Raw genomic sequence first — 15,925 nt, 5'->3', positions numbered from 1 at the left:
ACCCTCGCTCATGTGATCCCCGGCACCGTGTACGACCGGCGTCTACGAGCTGAGAGCATAGGTGCCGGTCGGCACGGAGAGGGAGGGGCACATGGGCGAGCACACGGCGGCGTCGGCACCGGAGGTGAAGCGGGGGTCCGCACCGCGGGAGCCGTCCGTCCCGGCCGTGCGCCGCACCGGCCTCCTGCTCGTCCTCGTCCTCGGCGGCCTCACCGCGACACCCCCGCTGGCGATGGACATGTACCTCCCGTCCCTGCCCGCGGTCACCCGCTCCCTGCACGCCCCCGCGGCGACCGTCCAGCTCACCCTCACCGCCTGCCTGGCCGGGATGGCGCTCGGGCAGCTGTTGGTCGGTCCGATGAGCGACCGGTTCGGCCGCAGGCGCCCGCTGCTCGTCGGCCTCACCGTGTACGTCGTCGCGACCGCCCTGTGCGCCGTCGCGCCCACCGTGGAGACCCTGGTCGCCTTCCGGCTGGCGCAGGGCCTCGCGGGCGCGGCCGGGATCGTCATCGCCCGGGCGGTCGTCCGGGACCTGTACGACGGCGTGGCCATGGCCCGCTTCTTCTCCACCCTCATGCTGGTCTCGGGGGCCGCGCCCATCGTCGCGCCGCTGATCGGCGGACAGATCCTGCGGGTGACGGACTGGCGGGGCGTGTTCGTGGTCCTGACGGTGGTCGGGGCCCTGCTGGGCTGCGTCGTCTGGCTCAGGCTGCCCGAGACCCTGCCGCCCGCCGAACGCCACGGCGGCGGCGTCGGCGAGGCGCTGCGCGCGATGCGCGGACTGCTCGCCGACCTGCCCTTCACCGGCTACATGCTCGCGGGCGGCTTCGCCTTCGGCGCGCTGTTCGCCTACATATCGGCCTCGCCCTTCGTCATCCAGGAGATCTACGGCGCCTCCCCGCAGACCTTCAGCCTGCTGTTCGGGCTGAACTCCGTGGGCCTGGTCGTCGCCGGGCAGATCAACGGCAAGGTGCTGGTCGGCCGGGTCCGCCTGGACCGGGTGCTGGCCGTCGGCCTGACCGTCGTCGTCCTCGCCGCGACCGCGCTGCTGCTGATGTCCGCCGGCGTCTTCGGGAACGTCGGCCTCGCCCCCGTCGCCGCCGCGCTCTTCGTGCTGATGTCCGCGATGGGCATCACCCTGCCCAACACCCAGTCCCTCGCCCTGCTGCGCACCCGGCACGCGGCCGGCTCCGCCTCCGCGCTGCTCGGCACCTCCTCCTTCCTTGTCGGAGCGGTCGCCTCGCCGCTCGTCGGCGTCGCCGGGGAGCACAGCGCCGTGCCCATGGCCGTCGTCCAGTTGGCGGGATCACTGGTCGCGCTGGCCTGCTTCGTGGGAATGTGCCGTCCCTGGAACACGCGTACGCGTGCGGGGACGGAAGGAGGAGAGAGCTGAGCGCACCAAGGCTGCGCGTCGACACCCCGGAACGGGCCGGGCTCGACCGCACGGAACTCGGCCGCCTGGTCCGCGGGGTCCGCGGCCTCACCACCGGGGAACATCCCTGGGCGGCGGGCGTCGTCGTGGTGGCCGGACGCGGGCCGGTGATCGCCGCGCGGGAGGCGGCGGGCTGGGCGGTGCGGTACGGCTCCTACGACCCGGAGACCGACGCGGGCGTCGAACTGCCGCCGGCCGCCCGGGTGCCGATGACCGTCGACACCCCCTTCGACCTGGCCTCGCTCACCAAGCTGTTCACCTCGGTCGCCGCCGTCCAGCAGATCGAGCGGGGCACCCTCGGCATGGACGCCCGGGTGGGCGCGTACCTCCCGGAGTTCCGGGCCGCCGCCGAGCACGGCATCACCGTACGGCAGCTGCTCACCCACACCTCCGGGCTGCGCCCCGAGCTGCCGCTGTACGACTGCGCCGACGACACCGCGCGGCTGGCGCTGCTGCGGGCCGAGGCGCCGAGCGGTGAGCCGGGCACGTACCTGTACTCGGACCTGAACATGCTGCTGCTCCAGTTCGTGCTGGAGCGCGTCACCGGCCGCGCCCTCGACGCCCTGGTGCACGAGGGGATCACCCGGCCGCTGGGGATGACCGCGACCGGCTTCGGGCCGTGCCCGGGCGCCGCGGCCACCGAGGACCAGCGGCGGCCTTGGGCCAAGGCGGACCGGGGGATGCTGCGGGGCGTGGTCCACGACGAGAACGCCTGGGCGCTGGGCGGGGTGGCCGGCCACGCGGGCCTGTTCGGCACGGGCCCGGACCTCGCGGTCTTCTGCCGCACCCTCCTCGCGGGCGGCCAGTACGGTCCCGCGCGCATCCTCGGCCCCGACTTCGTGGAACTGCTGCTGACCCCGCCCGGCCTGGGCTTCGCCGTGGACCAGCCCTGGTTCATGGGCGAGCTGGCGGGCGGGGGAGCGGCGGGCCACACCGGCTTCACGGGGACGTCGCTGGTCCTGGACCCGGCCACGGACACGTTCCTGGTGCTGCTGGCCAACACCGTGCATCCCCGGCGGCGGCCACCGGACAGCGGGCCCAGGGCAGCGGCGGCGACGAGGCTGGCCCGGGCGGTCCAGGGGTCCTGAGAGCCTGAGAGAATCGGCGGGTGAACGCCCCCGCCTCCGCCGCCGACACCCTCCGCGCGACCCTCACCGGACTGCTCGACGGGCTACCGCCCTCGCAGGCCGCCGGGGCCGTGGAACGGCTGATCGCCAACTACCGCGGGGACACCCCGACCCACGCGCCGATCCTCCGGGACCGCGCGGACGTCGCCGCGTACGCCGCCTACCGGATGCCGGCCACCTTCGAGGCGGTCCGGTCGGCCCTGGCGGCGTTCGCGGACGCCGTGCCCGGGTGGGTGCCGGGCAGCCATGCCGACGTCGGTGGCGGGACCGGCGCGGCGACCTGGGCGGTCAGCGCCACCTGGGACGGCACGCGGCCGGTGACCGTACTGGACTGGGCCGAGCCCGCGCTCGCGCTCGGGAAGGAGATCGCCGCCGCCCACCCGGCGCTCAGGGACGCCCGCTGGCAGCGCGCCCGGATCGGCACGGCCCTGACCCTCGACCCGGTCGACCTCGTCACCGTCTCCTACGTCCTCAACGAACTGACCGAGGCCGACCGCGCGGCGCTCGTCGACGCCGCCGCGCGAGCGGCCCGGGCCGTCGTGATCGTCGAGGCCGGCACCCCCGCCGGCTACGCCCGCGTCATCGAGGCCCGCGACCGCCTCGTCGAGGCCGGCTTCCACGTCGCCGCGCCCTGCCCGCACAGCGCCGCCTGCCCCATCGCCCCCGGCACCGACTGGTGCCACTTCTCCGCGCGGGTCAGCCGCTCCTCCCTGCACCGCCAGGTCAAGGGGGGCTCCCTGGCGTACGAGGACGAGAAGTTCAGCTACGTCGCCGTCACCCGCCTCCCCGTCACCCCCGCGCCCGCCCGGGTGGTCCGGCGCCCGCAGATCCGCAAGGGCCAGGTCCTCCTCGACCTGTGCGAGACGGACGAGCGACTGCGCCGGACGACGGTCACCAAACGCCACGGCGACCTGTACAAGGCGGCCCGGGACGCGGACTGGGGCGATCCCTGGCCGCCCGCGGAGGACTGACCCCGCGTCCGGCGTCACCGCCGGGTGTCCCGCCCTTCCTGGAGCCTGCGCAGCAGCTCCCGTTTCTGGGCCCGGCGGTCGGGGCCTGCGCCCACGCGGCCGTCCTGGCCGTCGCCCCGCAGCGCCTTGCGGCCGAGGTTCCGGCGGGTGCCGCCGACGCCCAGCATGTTTCCGGTTCCACCTCGCGACATCAGGGTCTCCCTCCGCATGCGGTCGATTCGATCGAGTCGACGACTCGACGATCCGACAAGTGATCCAACAAGACGAACCGTCTCGTCTCCATCAGCCACTCTTCGCGAGACGATCCGTCTTGTCAACCTGATAGGTTCGAACCCATGGCCGCCCAGAAGCCCGCCCCGTCCGCCCCCGACACCACCCGCCGCAGCGAGAGGTCCCGCCGCGCCATCTACGCCGCCGCCCTCGAACTCGTCGCGGAGGCCGGCTACCCGAAGACGACGATCGAGGGAATCGCCGCCCGCGCCGGCGTCGGCAAGCAGACCATCTACCGGTGGTGGTCCTCGAAGGCGGAGGTCCTGCTGGAGGCCTTCCTGGACCTCAGCGAACAGGCGGCGCGGGACGCGGGGGCGGCGGAGCAGGAGCCGTACGCCATCCCGGACACCGGTGACATCGCCGCCGACATCAAGGCCGTGCTGCGGGCCACCGTCGACCAGTTGACGGATCCCAGGTTCGAGGCGCCCTCCCGGGCCCTGGCCGCCGAGGGCGTGGTCAACGAACAGGTCGGCCGCGAGTTCACGGCCAAGCTGCTGCAACCGTCCCTCCAGTTGTACGTCGACCGCCTGCGCGCCGCCCAGGACGCCGGCCAGGTCCGCCCGGGTATCGACCCGCGCATCGCCCTGGAGTTCTTCGTCTCACCGCTGGCCCAGCGCTGGCTCCAGTACACGGGCCCGATCACCTACGAGTACACCGACACCCTCGTCGACTACGCGCTGTACGGCCTCGCCCCGCGCTGACCGGCCGCCAAATCACGGCAAAACGACCGATGGGAGCCCCCGGTATGTCTTGTCTCACTCACCCCGGATGTCGGCTCCGGCCCACCGGAGCCCCGGACGGTGGGACCATGGGGCATGCTGACCGCACGACAGGCGAGGCGAGGCGATAGATGAGCGCGGAGTTCGACGGCCGGTCCGGCCGGCAGGGCAAGATCTCCCAGTGGCTGCGCGGACGCCGCCCGAAGCAGGCCGCCGACGACGGCGGCCGTGAGACCCTGCTGCTGGCCGCCGCCGGAGCGGGACTGCCGCTCGCGCCCGCCGCGCACCCCGCGCCCGGCTACCGCTGCTCCTGCGACCGCGTCGGCTGTCCCACCCCCGCCCGGCACCCGGTGTCGTTCGCCTGGCAGACGCAGTCCACCACCGACCGCGCCCAGATCGAGCGCTGGGCCCGGCACCAGCCGCAGGCCAACTTCGTCACCGCCACCGGCATGGTGCACGACGTCCTCGACGTCCCCCTGGAGGCCGGCCGGGAAGCGCTGGAGAGGCTGCTCGGCTCGGGTGTCGAGGTCGGCCCGGTCGCCGAGAGCGACGACGGCCGCTTGCTGTTCTTCACCCTCACCCGGGGCACGCCCGAGGACGAGGACGAGTGGTGGCCCTGCGAGCTGGACTGCCACCCCGAGACCATGGACGAGCACCCGGGCCTGCGCTGGCACTGCCGGGGCTCGTACGTGCTGGTCCCGCCGGCCCGGCTGCCGGGCGAGGAGAAGGCCGTGCGCTGGGTACGCGGCCCGGAGCATCCGCTGCCGGACCCGCTGAGCCTGCTGGAGGCCCTCACCGACGCCTGCGCCCGCCATGCCGGCGCGGAACCCGGCCACCCGGCGGCGGCCTGGCCCCTGCGGCACTGAAGCCCCCGGCCGGGCAGGCCCCGGGTGAGGACTCCCGGGACTCCTGGCCGCCTCCAGCCGTCCTCAGCCGCCCTCGGCCCCCGTCAGCCCCTGGATCCGGCCCAGTACGGACACCTTGCCGCCCGCCTTCGGGTCCAGGGCGACCTCGTTGGAGACGAGCTCCAGCGTCAGCGACTGCTTGATCTCGCCCTTGGTCAGGGCCTTCACGTCGTCGCCGGGGGTGGGCACGGAGGTGCCCGCGGCGGCGGTCTGCTTCTCGTAGTGGTGCGTGGTGAAGAACACCAGCGCCCCGCCGTCCGCGGTGCGCAGCGCCAGCGGCGCGTAGTCGCCGCTCGTCAGCGGTTCGTCGATGAACTGCCTGACCAGACCCGGCTTCTTGGCCTCCTTCGCGCGGTCCTTGCGCCACCCGCTGGTGTGCGCGCCGTCCGCGAAGACGCTCCCGCCGCTCTGTAGATACGTCGCGTACTGCCGGCTGAGCTGCCGCGGCTCGACGGCCAGCGAGGTGGAGGCCGCGGGGACGGCCTCGCCCCAGCCGTCCTTGTCCTTCTTGAACTCCGGCACGTTGCCGGGGGCCACCAGCGTCACGTACGCGGCCTGCCACGGCTCGGCGAGACCGTCGCGGGTGAAGACGAACAGCCAGCGCGCGGCACCGCCCTTGTTGGCGGCGGCGTTCACCACGAACCAGCGCGGCCAGCCGGCCTTCTTGACGATGGTGTACTTCGCGTCCGACAGCTTCAGCGGGGTGTGCCGGGTGTTGCCGCCCGGGCTGTTCGCATGCCCGGCCTCCAGCCGGGCCCCGTCGATGTCGCCGAAGGCGCCGGTGACGTGGTCCGCGTCGAGGGAACGGTCGTACGCCTTGTCGGCGTTGTTGTACGCGTCCGTGAACTGCCGCAAGGCCTTCGCGGCCTCGGCGCGGGTGGTCGCCGGGAGCACCTCGCGCTCCCCGTGCACCACCACGCATCCGCTCGCCGTCAGCGACAAAGCGGTCAGCGAGGTGGCTATGAGTGCGTTCCGGTCACGCCTGCGAAGCCTGCGAGGGCTGCGATCCCTGGTCATCAGGTGCGTTCACCTTCCCCTTCCCGGAGGCGAACCCTACCGGGGAGAGGAACAGCGCGAGCGTCGGGATCAGGTACAGCAGCCACACCGTGACCTGGATCACGGTCGGGTCGGGCTGGAAGTTCAACACGCCCTTCAGCAGCGTGCCGTACCAGCTGTCCGGCGCGATCGTGTCGCTGATGTCGAAGGCCAGGTTCGTCAGCCCCGGGACGATGCCGGCCTCCTGGAGATCGTGGAAGCCGTACGCCAGCACGCCGGCCGCGACCACGACCAGCATCCCGCCGGTCCAGGTGAAGAACTTGGCGAGGTTGATCTTCAGGGCTCCCCGGTAGAACAGCCAGCCGAGGAGGACCGCCGTCGCCAGGCCCAGCGCCACGCCGACCAGCGGGCGCGGGGTGCCGTCGGAGGCCGCGTGCACCGAGGCCCACACGAACAGGGCGGTCTCCAGGCCCTCCCGGCCCACGGCCAGGAACGCCGTCGCCACCAGCGCGCCCGTGCCCATCGCCAGGGCCGCGTCCAGCCTGCCGTGCAGCTCCGACTTCAGATGCCGGGCGGTGCGCCGCATCCAGAACACCATCCAGGTCACCAGGCCCACCGCGACGATCGACAGCGAACCGCCGAGCGCCTCCTGCGCCTTGAACGTCAGCTCCTGGGAGCCGAACTCGAGGACGCAGCCGAAGCCCATCGCGATGGCGACGGCGATGCCGATGCCGATCCAGATCGGCTTCAGGGCGTCCCTGCGGCCGGTCTTGACCAGGTAGGCGATCAGGATGCAGACGACGAGGCTGGCTTCCAGGCCCTCGCGCAGACCGATCAGGTAGTTGGAGAACACGGGTTACGCCTCCTTCGAGAACAGCGTCCGTCCCCACCAGTCACCGGAGTCCCGGACGCCTGGCGGGACGGCGAAGACCGCCGAACCCACGTGCTGGATGTACTCGTTGAGCGCGTCCTTCGCCGACAGCCGCCGCTGCAACGGGATGAATCCCTTGCGCACGTCACGCTGGTAGGCCAGGAAGAACAGGCCCGCGTCCAGGCGGCCGAGGCCGTCGGTGCCGTCGGTGAAGGAGTAGCCCCGGCGCAGGATGGTGATCCCGTCGTTGGAGTCGGGGTGCGCCAGGCGCACGTGCGCGTCCGGCTTCATCGCCTTCAGGAACGGCTTGTCGTGCTCCTTGGCCTTGCCGACCGGGGCGCCCTCGCCCTTGTCGCGGCCGAAGACGTCCTCCTGCTCCTGGAGCGAGGTGCGGTCCCACGTCTCGATGTTCATCCGGATCCGCCGGGCGACGAGGTACGACCCCCCGGTCATCCAGGCCGAGTCGGCGTCGCCGTCCCCGCCCTCCCCGACCCACACGAACTTCTTCAGCCGGTCCGTCTCCGTGCCCGCGATGTTGCGGGTGCCGTCCTTGAACCCCATGAGGTTGCGGGGCGTCTGGGCGTCCGGCGTGGTCGAGGAGGTCTTGCCGAAGCCGAGCTGCGACCAGCGGATGGCGACCTTCCCGAAGCCGATCCGGGCCAGGTTGCGGATCGCGTGCACGGCGACCTGCGGGTCGTCCGCGCAGGCCTGGACGCACAGGTCGCCGCCGGTGCGGGACTTGTCGAGGTTGTCGCCCGGGAAGGCGGGCAGGTCGACCAGCGCGGCCGGCCGCTTGTCCGCCAGCCCGAACTTCTCGAAGAACGACGGCCCGAACCCGATCGTCAGCGTCAGCCGCGAGGGCTTCAGCCCCAGCGCCTCACCCGTGTCGTCCGGAGGGGCCTCGGCGAGCCCGCCGTACGCGCCCTCGCCGACGGCCTTCCCGGCCGTCATCCGGCGCGCGGCGGCCGTCCAGTCCTTCAGCATCTGTATGAACTCGGCGCGATCCTCGGTCTTCACGTCGAACGCGGCGAAGTGCAGCCGGTCCTGCACCGGCGTGGCGATGCCCGCCTGGTGGGCGCCGTGGAACTCCACCGCCGCGCCCGTCTCGGCCGCGGCCGGGTCCACGTCGTCGCCGGTCTTCGCCATCGCCACCGCACCGCCGGCCGCGGCGGCCCCGAGCGCGAGGCCGGCGCCGCCCCAGCCGATCAGCGAGCGGCGGGAGGGGCTGGCGGGGCTGGAAGGGCTGGAAGGGCTGGAAGGGCTGGAAGGGCTGGAAGGGCTGGTTCCCTGGGTGTCCGTCATCGTCGTCGTCCCCCTACTTCACAACGGCCGCGGCGAGCTTGGACAGCGGCTCCGCGAGGGCGTTGACCGCGTCCGACAGTTCCTTCTGCTGGTCGTCGGTGACCTTGTCGTAGGAGACGAAGTCGTACGAGTTCTTGTCCGAGCGGTACTTGTCGAGCAGCGTGTTCAGCGCGGTGAACTGCTTGTCCAGCTCCTTGGTGAGCGCCGGGTCGTTCTTCTGCGCCACCGGCTTGAGCAGTTCGTACGACTTCTGCGCGCCCTCGACGTTGCCCTTGAAGTCGACCAGGTCGGTGTGCGAGTAGCGCTCCTCCTCGCCGGTGACCTTGCCGGTGGCGACCTCGTCGAGCAACTCCTTGGCGCCGTTGGCCATGGAGGTCGGGGTGATCTCGGCCTTGCCGACCCGCTTCTGCCAGTCCTTCAGGTCGGTCACCAGTTGGTCGGCGAGGGTCTTCTCCTCGGCGCCGATCTTCTTGTCCTGCCAGAGGGCCTTCTCCAGGCGGTGCCAGCCGGTCCACTTCTGGCCGTCCTCCAGGCCGTCCGCCCGGACGTCGACCTTGGGGTCGATGTCACCGAAGGACTCGGCGACCGGCTCGGTGCGCTCCCAGCCGAGGCGGGAGGGCGCGTAGGCCTTCTTGGCGGCTTCGAGGTCGCCGTCCTTGACCGCCTTCACGAAGGTCCCGACGAGCGGCAGCGTCTGGTCGGCCTGGTCCTGGGCGTAGTCGCGGTAGTCGGCGACCGCCTTGTCCAGCTGCGGGTTCCGCTTGGCGGTGGAGCCGCCGGTGACGGTGAGCTTCTGCCGGACGCCGTGGCCCTTCATGCCCGGGCGGCAGGCGATCTCGTACGAACCGGCCTTCACCTCGGCGGTGAGGGTGTACTTGGTGCCGGGGCCGACGTTCTCCTTCTCGGAGATGATCCGGCCGTCCGGGAGGACGATCTCGACCTCGGTGGCCTTGCTGCCCTTGTTCTCGATCCGCAGCGTGACCTGACCGGCCGGGACGGACTTGGCCGAGGTGTCGCACTTGGAGTCGGCGGCGGTCACCTGGATGGCGTCGGCACCCTTGGCGTCGCTCTTCGCCGTGCAGGCCGAGAGGGCGGTCAGAGCTGCCGCGGTCGCGGCGGCGGTGACGGTGAGTCGGACGGCTCGCATGCAGGGCTCCAAGCGGGAAGCTGGTGTGGTGAGGCTGGCCTAACTTACCTGAGGCTTACCTCAGTCATACCCACCCGGTCCCCGATTCAGCTCCCACAGAAAGATCACAGACACGGCTTGATATCGACGGCTCAAAGTAACCCCCAAGGGACGGTAAAGGAGGGGTCAAGTGATCGCGCGACCTCGACACCGGTCACATGAAGACCCGAAGTGCCTGGTGCTGACCCGGGTCACTCTCGCCGGCCTGCCCAACGAGAGTGACCGCACGCGCTCCTGGCCGCTCCCCGGCGGCGCCCCCGCCTGGGGCGCCCTGGCCGCCGCCGTGATGTTTCAATTCCCTGGTGACTGACTACGACGTGCTGCGCGTCTTCTGCGCGGCCAACGGCGGATACGGCAACGAGCTCGGCGTCGTCCGCAACGGTTCACGGGTCCCCGACCCGGAGGACCGGCAGGCGTTCGCCGCGAAGCTCGGCTTCAGCGAGACGGTGTTCGTGGACGACCCCGAGCGCGGGATCGTCGACATCTACACGCCCACCCTGCGCCTGCCCTTCGCGGGTCACCCCTGCGTCGGCGTGGGCTGGCTGCTGGACGTGCCCGAACTGGTCACCCCGGCCGGAGTCGTCGGCGTCCGCCTGGACGGCGAGTTCAGCTGGATCGAGGCCCGTGCCGAGTGGGCACCGCCGCGCACCCTGCGCCAGTACGCGACCGCCGCCGAGGTCGACGCGCTGCCCGTACCGTCACCCGGCGAATGGATCTACGCCTGGGCGTGGGAGGACGAGGCCGCCGGCCGGATCCGCGCCCGCGCCTTCCCCGGCCGGGACGACGGCATCGAGGAGGACGAGGCGACGGGCGCGGCGGCACTGCTGCTCACGGAACAACTGGGCCGCGCCCTCAACATCACCCAGGGCTCCGGCTCCCAGATCCTCACGGCCCCGCAGCCCGGCGGCTGGGTGGAGGTCGGCGGCCGCGTGTTCCTGGAGCGCCAGCCCGAGCGGCCCTAGGGCAGCGTGAGGACGTCCGCGCCGGTCTCGGTCACCACCAGCGTGTGCTCGAACTGGGCCGTTCGCTTGCGGTCCTTGGTCACCACGGTCCAGCCGTCGTCCCACATGTCGTACTCGTGCGTGCCCAGCGTCAGCATCGGCTCGATCGTGAAGGTCATCCCCGGCTGCATGACCGTCGTGGCCTGCGGGCTGTCGTAGTGCGGGATGATCAGCCCGGAGTGGAACGACGAGTTGATGCCGTGCCCGGTGAAGTCCCGGACCACGCCGTACCCGAAGCGCTTGGCGTAGGACTCGATGACCCGGCCGATGATGTTGATCTGCCGGCCGGGCTTCACGGCCTTGATCGCCCGGTTGAGGGACTCCCGGGTCCGCTCGACCAGCAGCCGGGACTCCTCGTCGACGTCACCCACCAGGTAGGTGGCGTTGTTGTCGCCGTGCACCCCGCCGATGTACGCCGTCACGTCCAGGTTGACGATGTCACCGTCCCTGAGCACCGTCGAGTCCGGGATGCCGTGGCAGATGACCTCGTTGACGCTGGTGCACAGCGACTTGGGGAAGCCGCGGTAGCCGAGCGTCGACGGGTAGGCGCCGTAGTCGCACATGTACTCGTGTGCGACCTTGTCCAGCTGGTCCGTGGTCACGCCCGGCGCGATGAGCTTGGCGGCCTCCTCCATGGCCCGCGCGGCGATGCGCCCGGCCCGCCGCATCGCCTCGATGGTCTCGGGAGTCTGCACCTCCGGCCCGGTGTACGGCGTCGGCGCGGGCTTGCCGACGTACTCGGGGCGGCGGATGTTGCCGGGGACCGAACGGGTGGGGGACAGCTCCCCTGGGACGAGCAGCGACTGGCCAGACATGCCAGCGAGTCTAACCAGCGGGTGTGGGGGAACATGTCGTTGGCGAGAGGAGCTGGTCATGGCCCTGTTCAAGAAGCGGACGGCCGGGAAGCCCGGCGAGTGGTACTACTGCCTGCACCACAAGAAGGTCGAGGAGGGCCCGGAGTGCCCGGCCAAGGACCGCTTCGGCCCCTACACCACCCGTGCGGAGGCCGAACACGCGATGCAGACCGCCCGCGAGCGAAACCTCGAGTGGGAGAACGACCCCCGCTGGCACGACGCCCAGGCCGGCGGGCAGACGGACGAGGACTGACAGGCCCCGCACCCGGGCGCGTGCCGGAGGTACCGACGACCGGCAGCGCTGTGCCGCCCCGGCGCGTGCAGCTCCGGCTTGCGTGCCGTGCGCTCGCGACCTTCATCGGGGGCCCGCCCACGCACGGCGCGCCGCCTGGCGGGCAGACGGACGAGGACTGACAGGCCCCGCACCCGGGCGCGTGCCGGAGGTACCGACGACCGGCAGCGCTGTGCCGCCCCGGCGCGTGCAGCTCCGGCTTGCGTGCCGTGCGCTCGCGACCTCCGTCGGGGGCCCGCGCCCGCACGACGCGTCGGCCGACGGGGGGACGACGAGGGCTGACAGGACCCGCACGAAGCGCGGTGCGCGGCAACCGCTTTTCGCCGGGAGTGTCACCAGGGGGCGGGCGGCGGCGACGTCAGGGTTTCCGCCAGCCTCGACAGACGGTCCCGGAACCCCCGCCGAACCCTCGGAGAGCCCTCGTTCTCGCCGGCCGCCGCGCTGACCAGGTGCTGGACGCTGTCCAGGTCCAGCTCGGCGCCCTCCGGTACGGCCAGCGTCTCGTGGGCCATGGATTCCAGCTCGCCCCCGCCGGCGCCCAGGGCCAGCACCGTCACCCCCGCCCGGCGGGCGTCGTGCACCCGCTGGAGCAGGGGGGCGGGCTCGGCCGGGGCCACGACCAGCAGGGTCTCGCCGCGCCGGGCCGCCTCGAGCCGGCCGGGGCCGACGGCCAGGTGCGCCGGGTCCGAGGGGCACGCGCCGTGCCGTACGAGGGTCGGGGCCAGCTCGGGCGTGCCCGACCAGGCGGCCTCGTCCACCAGGTGGGCCGCCAGGTGCCAGGGCTCGTACTCCGGGGTGCCCACCAGCAACAGCCCGCCGCCGTGCGTCACCACGGACCCGCGCAGTACGCCCGCGAACCGCCGGGTGGCACCCAGCCACTCGGTCCCGGCGAGCACTTCGCGCAGCAGCGCGACCCGTACGGCGTCCATACGACCGCATGGTGCCGTAACCGGTCACTCTTGACGCGGAGTTCACCTCAAATTCGCTCAATTCGGGGACAGTGTCCGGTCAGTACGGTTCCACAGAGGTACGCACAGGCCCGCACACGTCCGCGGACGCCCGAGGAGCCGCCCGAGGACCGACGCCACCGTCCCCTTCCGCGCGGGCTGCGAGGGCCACGCCAGTTACCGGATCCCGGCGGTGGTGGGCACCCGGTCCGGGAGACTGCTCGCCCGTCTGCCGGGGCAGCGTGCTCCAGCTCCGCGACCCCGGCGTGCTGCTCTTCTCCGGCCCCGCCTTCCCCGGCGGCCGGGCCCTGACGACCGTCCGCGCCTCTACCGGCGCCGGCCGGACCTGGCGGTCCGTCCACACGGTCGACGGCCTGCCCGCCGCCTACGGGCGCCCGTGCCGGGGGCCACCTGAGCCGGTGGCCCCCGGACGGCGGACGTAGAGTCGGCGCATGACCTCTAGCGACAGCGCACAGCAGCCCGCGAAGGCCCCCGCGACGGCCCCCGCCAAGGACCCCTGGGACCTCCCCGACGTCTCCGGACTGGTCGTCGGCGTGCTCGGCGGCACCGGCCCCCAGGGCAAGGGCCTCGCCTACCGGCTCGCCCGGGCCGGCCAGAAGGTGATCATCGGCTCGCGGGCCGCCGAGCGCGCGCAGGCCGCCGCCGAGGAGCTCGGGCACGGCGTCGAGGGCGCCGACAACGCCGAGACCGCGCGGCGCAGCGACATCGTGATCGTCGCGGTGCCCTGGGAGGGGCACGGCAAGACCCTGGAGTCCCTGCGCGAGGAACTGGCCGGGAAGCTGGTCGTGGACTGCGTCAACCCGCTCGGCTTCGACAAGAAGGGCGCCTACGCGCTGAAGCCTCAGGAGGGCAGCGCCGCCGAGCAGGCCGCCGCGCTGCTGCCGGACTCCCGGGTGGCCGCCGCCTTCCACCACCTCTCGGCGGTCCTCCTCCAGGACCCGGAGATCGAGGAGATCGACACCGATGTGATGGTCGTGGGCGAGGAGCGGGCCGACGTGGAGATCGTCCAGGCGCTGGCCGGGCGCATCCCCGGTATGCGCGGGATCTTCGCCGGGCGGCTGCGCAACGCCCACCAGGTGGAGTCCCTGGTCGCGAACCTGATCTCCGTCAACCGCCGGTACAAGGCGCACGCGGGGCTCCGCATCACGGACGTCTGACCGGATGGGGGACACTGGTCGCCGAAGCAGTGTCCCCCGACAGGAGCCTGAACGAAATGCCCCGCCTTGCCCTCTACGCCCTCGTCGTGTGCCTCCTCGCCGTGGCCGCGGCCGTCGTCTCCTTCGTCCAGGGCAGCTGGCTGGTGGGGGTTGTCTGGGTGCTGCTCGCCGGTCTGTCGTCCAACATGACCTGGTACTACCTGCGGCGAAGCCGGGCCGGCTACTCCCAGAAGCGGTAGAGGCCCCAGCCGTACGAGGCGTCGTACTCGCTCACCCCGAGCCCCCGCAGGATCGCGTCGATCACGTCGAAGAACACGTGGTTGACCGACGGCAGCCACAGCAGCGCGAACACGAACAGCAGGCCGAACGGGGCGAACGGCTCCACCTGCCGCTTGACGCCGTCCGACAGCCAGGGCTCGATCACGCCGTAGCCGTCCAGGCCGGGGACCGGCAGGAAGTTCAGGACCGCGGCCGTCACCTGGAGCAGCCCGAGGAAGGCGAGGGCGAAGCGGAACTCCAGGGGCACCCCGTCCAGCGCGTGCAGCCAGAACGGGGCCGTGCACACCGCCGCGAACAGCACGTTCGTCAGCGGGCCGGCCGCCGATATCAGGCTGTGCCGCCAGCGCCCCCGGATCCGGCCGCGCTCGATGAACACCGCGCCGCCCGGGAGGCCGATCCCGCCCATCATCACGAACACCACCGGCAGCACGATGCTGAGCAGGGCGTGCGTGTACTTCAGCGGGTTCAGCGTGAGGTAGCCCTTCGCGCCGACCGAGACGTCACCGCTGTGCAGGGCCGTGCGCGCGTGCGCGTACTCGTGCAGGCACAGGGAGACGATCCAGGCGGCCGTCACGAACAGGAACACGGCGACGCCCGGCTGGTCGGCGAACCCCGTCCAGGTGGCCCATCCCGTGACCGCGGTGACGGCCAGGATCCCGACGAACACGGGACTGATCCGCCGCTCGCTGTGGCGGGTGGTGGCGGTGGTCATGCGGCGGACTCCTGTGGGTCGAAGCTGGAGCTGAGGCGGACGGCGAGCCCGACCGTACCGGGCGTAAGGGGAAAACGTCTCGCGGACCGGTGCCGGTTCCTAGGAAGGTGGGGGAATGGTTCTGAGGCGAGCGCTGTACGAGGGCTGGCAGATGGAGTGCTGCGGCAGGCCGTTCTCGGTCGGGGACGAGGTGACGTGGCCGGTGATGCCCATGGAACCCGACGACATGCGGGCGTGGGGCTGGGACGAGGAGGAGTACGAGGGGCTGCTGCGGGTCGAGTACCACAGCGACGGGTGGCCCACGGCCGAGGGCCGCGTCCGCGCCATCCACCTCGTCCAGCAGGAGTACGCGGAGACCGGCCCGGGCTCGCGCACCTTCGCACCGGTGCCCGGCCGGCGGACGCTCGAACCGGTCGACAGCTGCCCGAAGTGGTTCGCCCGCGGCGAACCCGCCGACGGCCCGGACCCCCGGCGCAGGCGGGACACGGACGGTGTCCTCGTCACCCTCGACGTTCCCGACCCCCCGGAAACCGTCCACGGGACGGGCCACCGCCGACTGCCGTCCATCACGGACAGCACGCCCACCACCCCGAACCCCCCTGCCGCTCCGCGACGCCGGCCCGGTGACCGGCGGAGAGCCCGGCGGGGACGGTAGGAGAGCTTGGTGGGAAGGCCGGTAGGGTCCGTCGGTCCGGGGGCTGTGGGCGGTCCGTCGCGCCAACGCCGTGACCGTCGGAGACCTGGCCGGGGGCGACAGGGCCCGTCAGCCCGGGGCCGTGGTCGGCCCGGGGCCGTGGGCCGCCCGTCGCGCCGGTCCGGTGACGGCAAAGTGCCCGGCGGGGGCGGTAGGGTCCGTCGGGTCGGAGGCCGTGGGCGGCCCGCC

20 protein-coding genes are annotated in these 15,925 nt (G+C 72.5%); 12 read left to right on the top strand and 8 right to left on the bottom strand.

Going from position 1 to position 15,925, the window contains the following annotated elements:
• Window positions 1-91: 91 nt before the first annotated feature.
• Genes ACFY01_RS10155 through ACFY01_RS10145 form a run of 3 tightly spaced genes read left to right on the top strand, consistent with a single transcriptional unit; the run spans window position 92 to window position 3,530 of the window.
• Window positions 92-1,393 (top strand): multidrug effflux MFS transporter, encoded by a 1,302-nt coding sequence (locus ACFY01_RS10155; RefSeq protein ID WP_390735217.1) that lies wholly within the window; start codon window positions 92-94, stop codon window positions 1,391-1,393.
• The gene (locus ACFY01_RS10150; RefSeq protein ID WP_390735216.1) at window positions 1,339-2,520 is read left to right on the top strand and encodes a serine hydrolase domain-containing protein; all 1,182 of its coding nucleotides are present in this window, start codon (window positions 1,339-1,341) and stop codon (window positions 2,518-2,520) included. Before ACFY01_RS10155 ends, ACFY01_RS10150 begins: the two co-directional genes overlap by 55 nt.
• 20 nt (window positions 2,521-2,540) lie before the next feature.
• Window positions 2,541-3,530 carry a small ribosomal subunit Rsm22 family protein gene (locus ACFY01_RS10145; RefSeq protein ID WP_390735215.1) on the top strand — a complete coding sequence of 330 codons (990 nt, stop codon included), beginning with the start codon at window positions 2,541-2,543 and terminating at the stop codon, window positions 3,528-3,530.
• Window positions 3,531-3,544: 14 nt separating this feature from the next.
• On the opposite strand, the gene ACFY01_RS10140 is transcribed toward ACFY01_RS10145, so the two are convergent.
• Window positions 3,545-3,721 (bottom strand): DUF6243 family protein, encoded by a 177-nt coding sequence (locus tag ACFY01_RS10140; RefSeq protein WP_390735214.1) that lies wholly within the window; start codon window positions 3,719-3,721, stop codon window positions 3,545-3,547.
• Between the two features lie 144 nt (window positions 3,722-3,865).
• Here ACFY01_RS10140 and ACFY01_RS10135 point away from each other — a divergent pair, with 144 nt between their 5' ends.
• Both ACFY01_RS10135 and ACFY01_RS10130 read left to right on the top strand, forming a co-directional pair.
• Entirely contained in the window at window positions 3,866-4,501 is a 636-nt protein-coding gene (locus ACFY01_RS10135; protein ID WP_390735213.1) for a TetR/AcrR family transcriptional regulator, read from the top strand.
• Window positions 4,502-4,650: 149 nt separating this feature from the next.
• Window positions 4,651-5,385, top strand: a complete 735-nt coding sequence (locus ACFY01_RS10130) for a bifunctional DNA primase/polymerase (RefSeq protein WP_390735212.1) — start codon at window positions 4,651-4,653, stop codon at window positions 5,383-5,385.
• A 63-nt stretch (window positions 5,386-5,448) separates the two neighbouring features.
• Here the strand turns inward: ACFY01_RS10130 and ACFY01_RS10125 are convergent, their stop codons facing one another.
• From ACFY01_RS10125 to efeO, 4 genes are read right to left on the bottom strand one after another with little or no spacing between them, the layout of a single operon-like run.
• The gene (locus tag ACFY01_RS10125; RefSeq protein ID WP_390735211.1) at window positions 5,449-6,441 is read right to left on the bottom strand and encodes a hypothetical protein; all 993 of its coding nucleotides are present in this window, start codon (window positions 6,439-6,441) and stop codon (window positions 5,449-5,451) included.
• Window positions 6,401-7,273 (bottom strand): iron uptake transporter permease EfeU, encoded by an 873-nt coding sequence (efeU, locus tag ACFY01_RS10120; RefSeq protein WP_390735210.1) that lies wholly within the window; start codon window positions 7,271-7,273, stop codon window positions 6,401-6,403. The genes ACFY01_RS10125 and efeU overlap by 41 nt, the downstream gene beginning before the upstream one ends.
• A 3-nt stretch (window positions 7,274-7,276) precedes the next feature.
• Window positions 7,277-8,593 (bottom strand): iron uptake transporter deferrochelatase/peroxidase subunit, encoded by a 1,317-nt coding sequence (gene efeB, locus ACFY01_RS10115; RefSeq protein ID WP_390735209.1) that lies wholly within the window; start codon window positions 8,591-8,593, stop codon window positions 7,277-7,279.
• A 13-nt stretch (window positions 8,594-8,606) separates the two neighbouring features.
• Complete coding sequence (efeO, locus tag ACFY01_RS10110) at window positions 8,607-9,740, bottom strand: iron uptake system protein EfeO (protein WP_390735208.1); 1,134 nt, start codon at window positions 9,738-9,740, stop codon at window positions 8,607-8,609.
• A 169-nt stretch (window positions 9,741-9,909) separates the two neighbouring features.
• Here efeO and ACFY01_RS10105 point away from each other — a divergent pair, with 169 nt between their 5' ends.
• Together ACFY01_RS10105 and ACFY01_RS10100 are read left to right on the top strand one after the other, a co-directional pair.
• Complete coding sequence (locus ACFY01_RS10105; protein WP_390735207.1) at window positions 9,910-10,089, top strand: hypothetical protein; 180 nt, start codon at window positions 9,910-9,912, stop codon at window positions 10,087-10,089.
• Window positions 10,082-10,741: a PhzF family phenazine biosynthesis protein gene (locus tag ACFY01_RS10100; protein WP_390735206.1), complete on the top strand. Its 660-nt coding sequence runs from the start codon at window positions 10,082-10,084 to the stop codon at window positions 10,739-10,741. The genes ACFY01_RS10105 and ACFY01_RS10100 overlap by 8 nt, the downstream gene beginning before the upstream one ends.
• On the opposite strand, the gene map is transcribed toward ACFY01_RS10100, so the two are convergent.
• Window positions 10,738-11,595, bottom strand: coding sequence for a type I methionyl aminopeptidase (gene map, locus ACFY01_RS10095; protein ID WP_390735205.1), 858 nt, complete (start codon window positions 11,593-11,595; stop codon window positions 10,738-10,740). The genes ACFY01_RS10100 and map overlap by 4 nt on opposite strands.
• A 58-nt stretch (window positions 11,596-11,653) precedes the next feature.
• Here map and ACFY01_RS10090 point away from each other — a divergent pair, with 58 nt between their 5' ends.
• Window positions 11,654-11,887 (top strand): hypothetical protein, encoded by a 234-nt coding sequence (locus tag ACFY01_RS10090; protein ID WP_390735204.1) that lies wholly within the window; start codon window positions 11,654-11,656, stop codon window positions 11,885-11,887.
• Between the two features lie 371 nt (window positions 11,888-12,258).
• On the opposite strand, the gene ACFY01_RS10085 is transcribed toward ACFY01_RS10090, so the two are convergent.
• Window positions 12,259-12,855 (bottom strand): hypothetical protein, encoded by a 597-nt coding sequence (locus ACFY01_RS10085; protein ID WP_390735203.1) that lies wholly within the window; start codon window positions 12,853-12,855, stop codon window positions 12,259-12,261.
• A 260-nt stretch (window positions 12,856-13,115) separates the two neighbouring features.
• Here ACFY01_RS10085 and ACFY01_RS10080 point away from each other — a divergent pair, with 260 nt between their 5' ends.
• From ACFY01_RS10080 to ACFY01_RS10070, 3 genes are read left to right on the top strand one after another with little or no spacing between them, the layout of a single operon-like run.
• Window positions 13,116-13,316 (top strand): hypothetical protein, encoded by a 201-nt coding sequence (locus ACFY01_RS10080; RefSeq protein ID WP_390735202.1) that lies wholly within the window; start codon window positions 13,116-13,118, stop codon window positions 13,314-13,316.
• 9 nt (window positions 13,317-13,325) lie between these two features.
• Entirely contained in the window at window positions 13,326-14,051 is a 726-nt protein-coding gene (gene npdG, locus ACFY01_RS10075) for an NADPH-dependent F420 reductase (protein WP_390735201.1), read from the top strand.
• A 56-nt stretch (window positions 14,052-14,107) separates the two neighbouring features.
• Window positions 14,108-14,290: a hypothetical protein gene (locus ACFY01_RS10070; RefSeq protein WP_390735200.1), complete on the top strand. Its 183-nt coding sequence runs from the start codon at window positions 14,108-14,110 to the stop codon at window positions 14,288-14,290.
• On the opposite strand, the gene ACFY01_RS10065 is transcribed toward ACFY01_RS10070, so the two are convergent.
• On the bottom strand, window positions 14,272-15,042 hold the full coding sequence (locus tag ACFY01_RS10065; protein WP_390735199.1) for a site-2 protease family protein: 771 nt from the start codon (window positions 15,040-15,042) through the stop codon (window positions 14,272-14,274). The two genes, ACFY01_RS10070 and ACFY01_RS10065, sit on opposite strands and share 19 nt — an antisense overlap.
• A 115-nt stretch (window positions 15,043-15,157) precedes the next feature.
• On the opposite strand from ACFY01_RS10065, the gene ACFY01_RS10060 reads away from it, so the two are divergent.
• On the top strand, window positions 15,158-15,697 hold the full coding sequence (locus ACFY01_RS10060; protein ID WP_390735198.1) for a DUF6578 domain-containing protein: 540 nt from the start codon (window positions 15,158-15,160) through the stop codon (window positions 15,695-15,697).
• Window positions 15,698-15,925: the final 228 nt, after the last annotated feature.

Source organism: Streptomyces sp. NPDC001480, assembly GCF_042894725.1.
Taxonomy (GTDB): Bacteria; Actinomycetota; Actinomycetes; order Streptomycetales; family Streptomycetaceae; genus Streptomyces.
This window is presented reverse-complemented; position numbering and strand designations above follow the sequence as displayed.

Excerpts from the sequence above, each read along its gene's own strand:
- ACFY01_RS10155 (WP_390735217.1), top strand. The coding sequence starts at position 92 with ATGGGCGAGCACACGGCGGCGTCGGCACCGGAGGTGAAGCGGGGGTCC.
- ACFY01_RS10140 (WP_390735214.1), bottom strand. The coding sequence starts at position 3,721 with ATGTCGCGAGGTGGAACCGGAAACATGCTGGGCGTCGGCGGCACCCGC.
- ACFY01_RS10135 (WP_390735213.1), top strand. The coding sequence starts at position 3,866 with ATGGCCGCCCAGAAGCCCGCCCCGTCCGCCCCCGACACCACCCGCCGC.
- ACFY01_RS10130 (WP_390735212.1), top strand. The coding sequence starts at position 4,651 with ATGAGCGCGGAGTTCGACGGCCGGTCCGGCCGGCAGGGCAAGATCTCC.
- ACFY01_RS10125 (WP_390735211.1), bottom strand. The coding sequence starts at position 6,441 with ATGACCAGGGATCGCAGCCCTCGCAGGCTTCGCAGGCGTGACCGGAAC.
- efeB (WP_390735209.1), bottom strand. The coding sequence starts at position 8,593 with ATGACGGACACCCAGGGAACCAGCCCTTCCAGCCCTTCCAGCCCTTCC.
- efeO (WP_390735208.1), bottom strand. The coding sequence starts at position 9,740 with ATGCGAGCCGTCCGACTCACCGTCACCGCCGCCGCGACCGCGGCAGCT.
- map (WP_390735205.1), bottom strand. The coding sequence starts at position 11,595 with ATGTCTGGCCAGTCGCTGCTCGTCCCAGGGGAGCTGTCCCCCACCCGT.
- ACFY01_RS10090 (WP_390735204.1), top strand. The coding sequence starts at position 11,654 with ATGGCCCTGTTCAAGAAGCGGACGGCCGGGAAGCCCGGCGAGTGGTAC.
- ACFY01_RS10085 (WP_390735203.1), bottom strand. The coding sequence starts at position 12,855 with ATGGACGCCGTACGGGTCGCGCTGCTGCGCGAAGTGCTCGCCGGGACC.
- npdG (WP_390735201.1), top strand. The coding sequence starts at position 13,326 with ATGACCTCTAGCGACAGCGCACAGCAGCCCGCGAAGGCCCCCGCGACG.
- ACFY01_RS10070 (WP_390735200.1), top strand. The coding sequence starts at position 14,108 with ATGCCCCGCCTTGCCCTCTACGCCCTCGTCGTGTGCCTCCTCGCCGTG.
- ACFY01_RS10065 (WP_390735199.1), bottom strand. The coding sequence starts at position 15,042 with ATGACCACCGCCACCACCCGCCACAGCGAGCGGCGGATCAGTCCCGTG.
- ACFY01_RS10060 (WP_390735198.1), top strand. The coding sequence starts at position 15,158 with ATGGTTCTGAGGCGAGCGCTGTACGAGGGCTGGCAGATGGAGTGCTGC.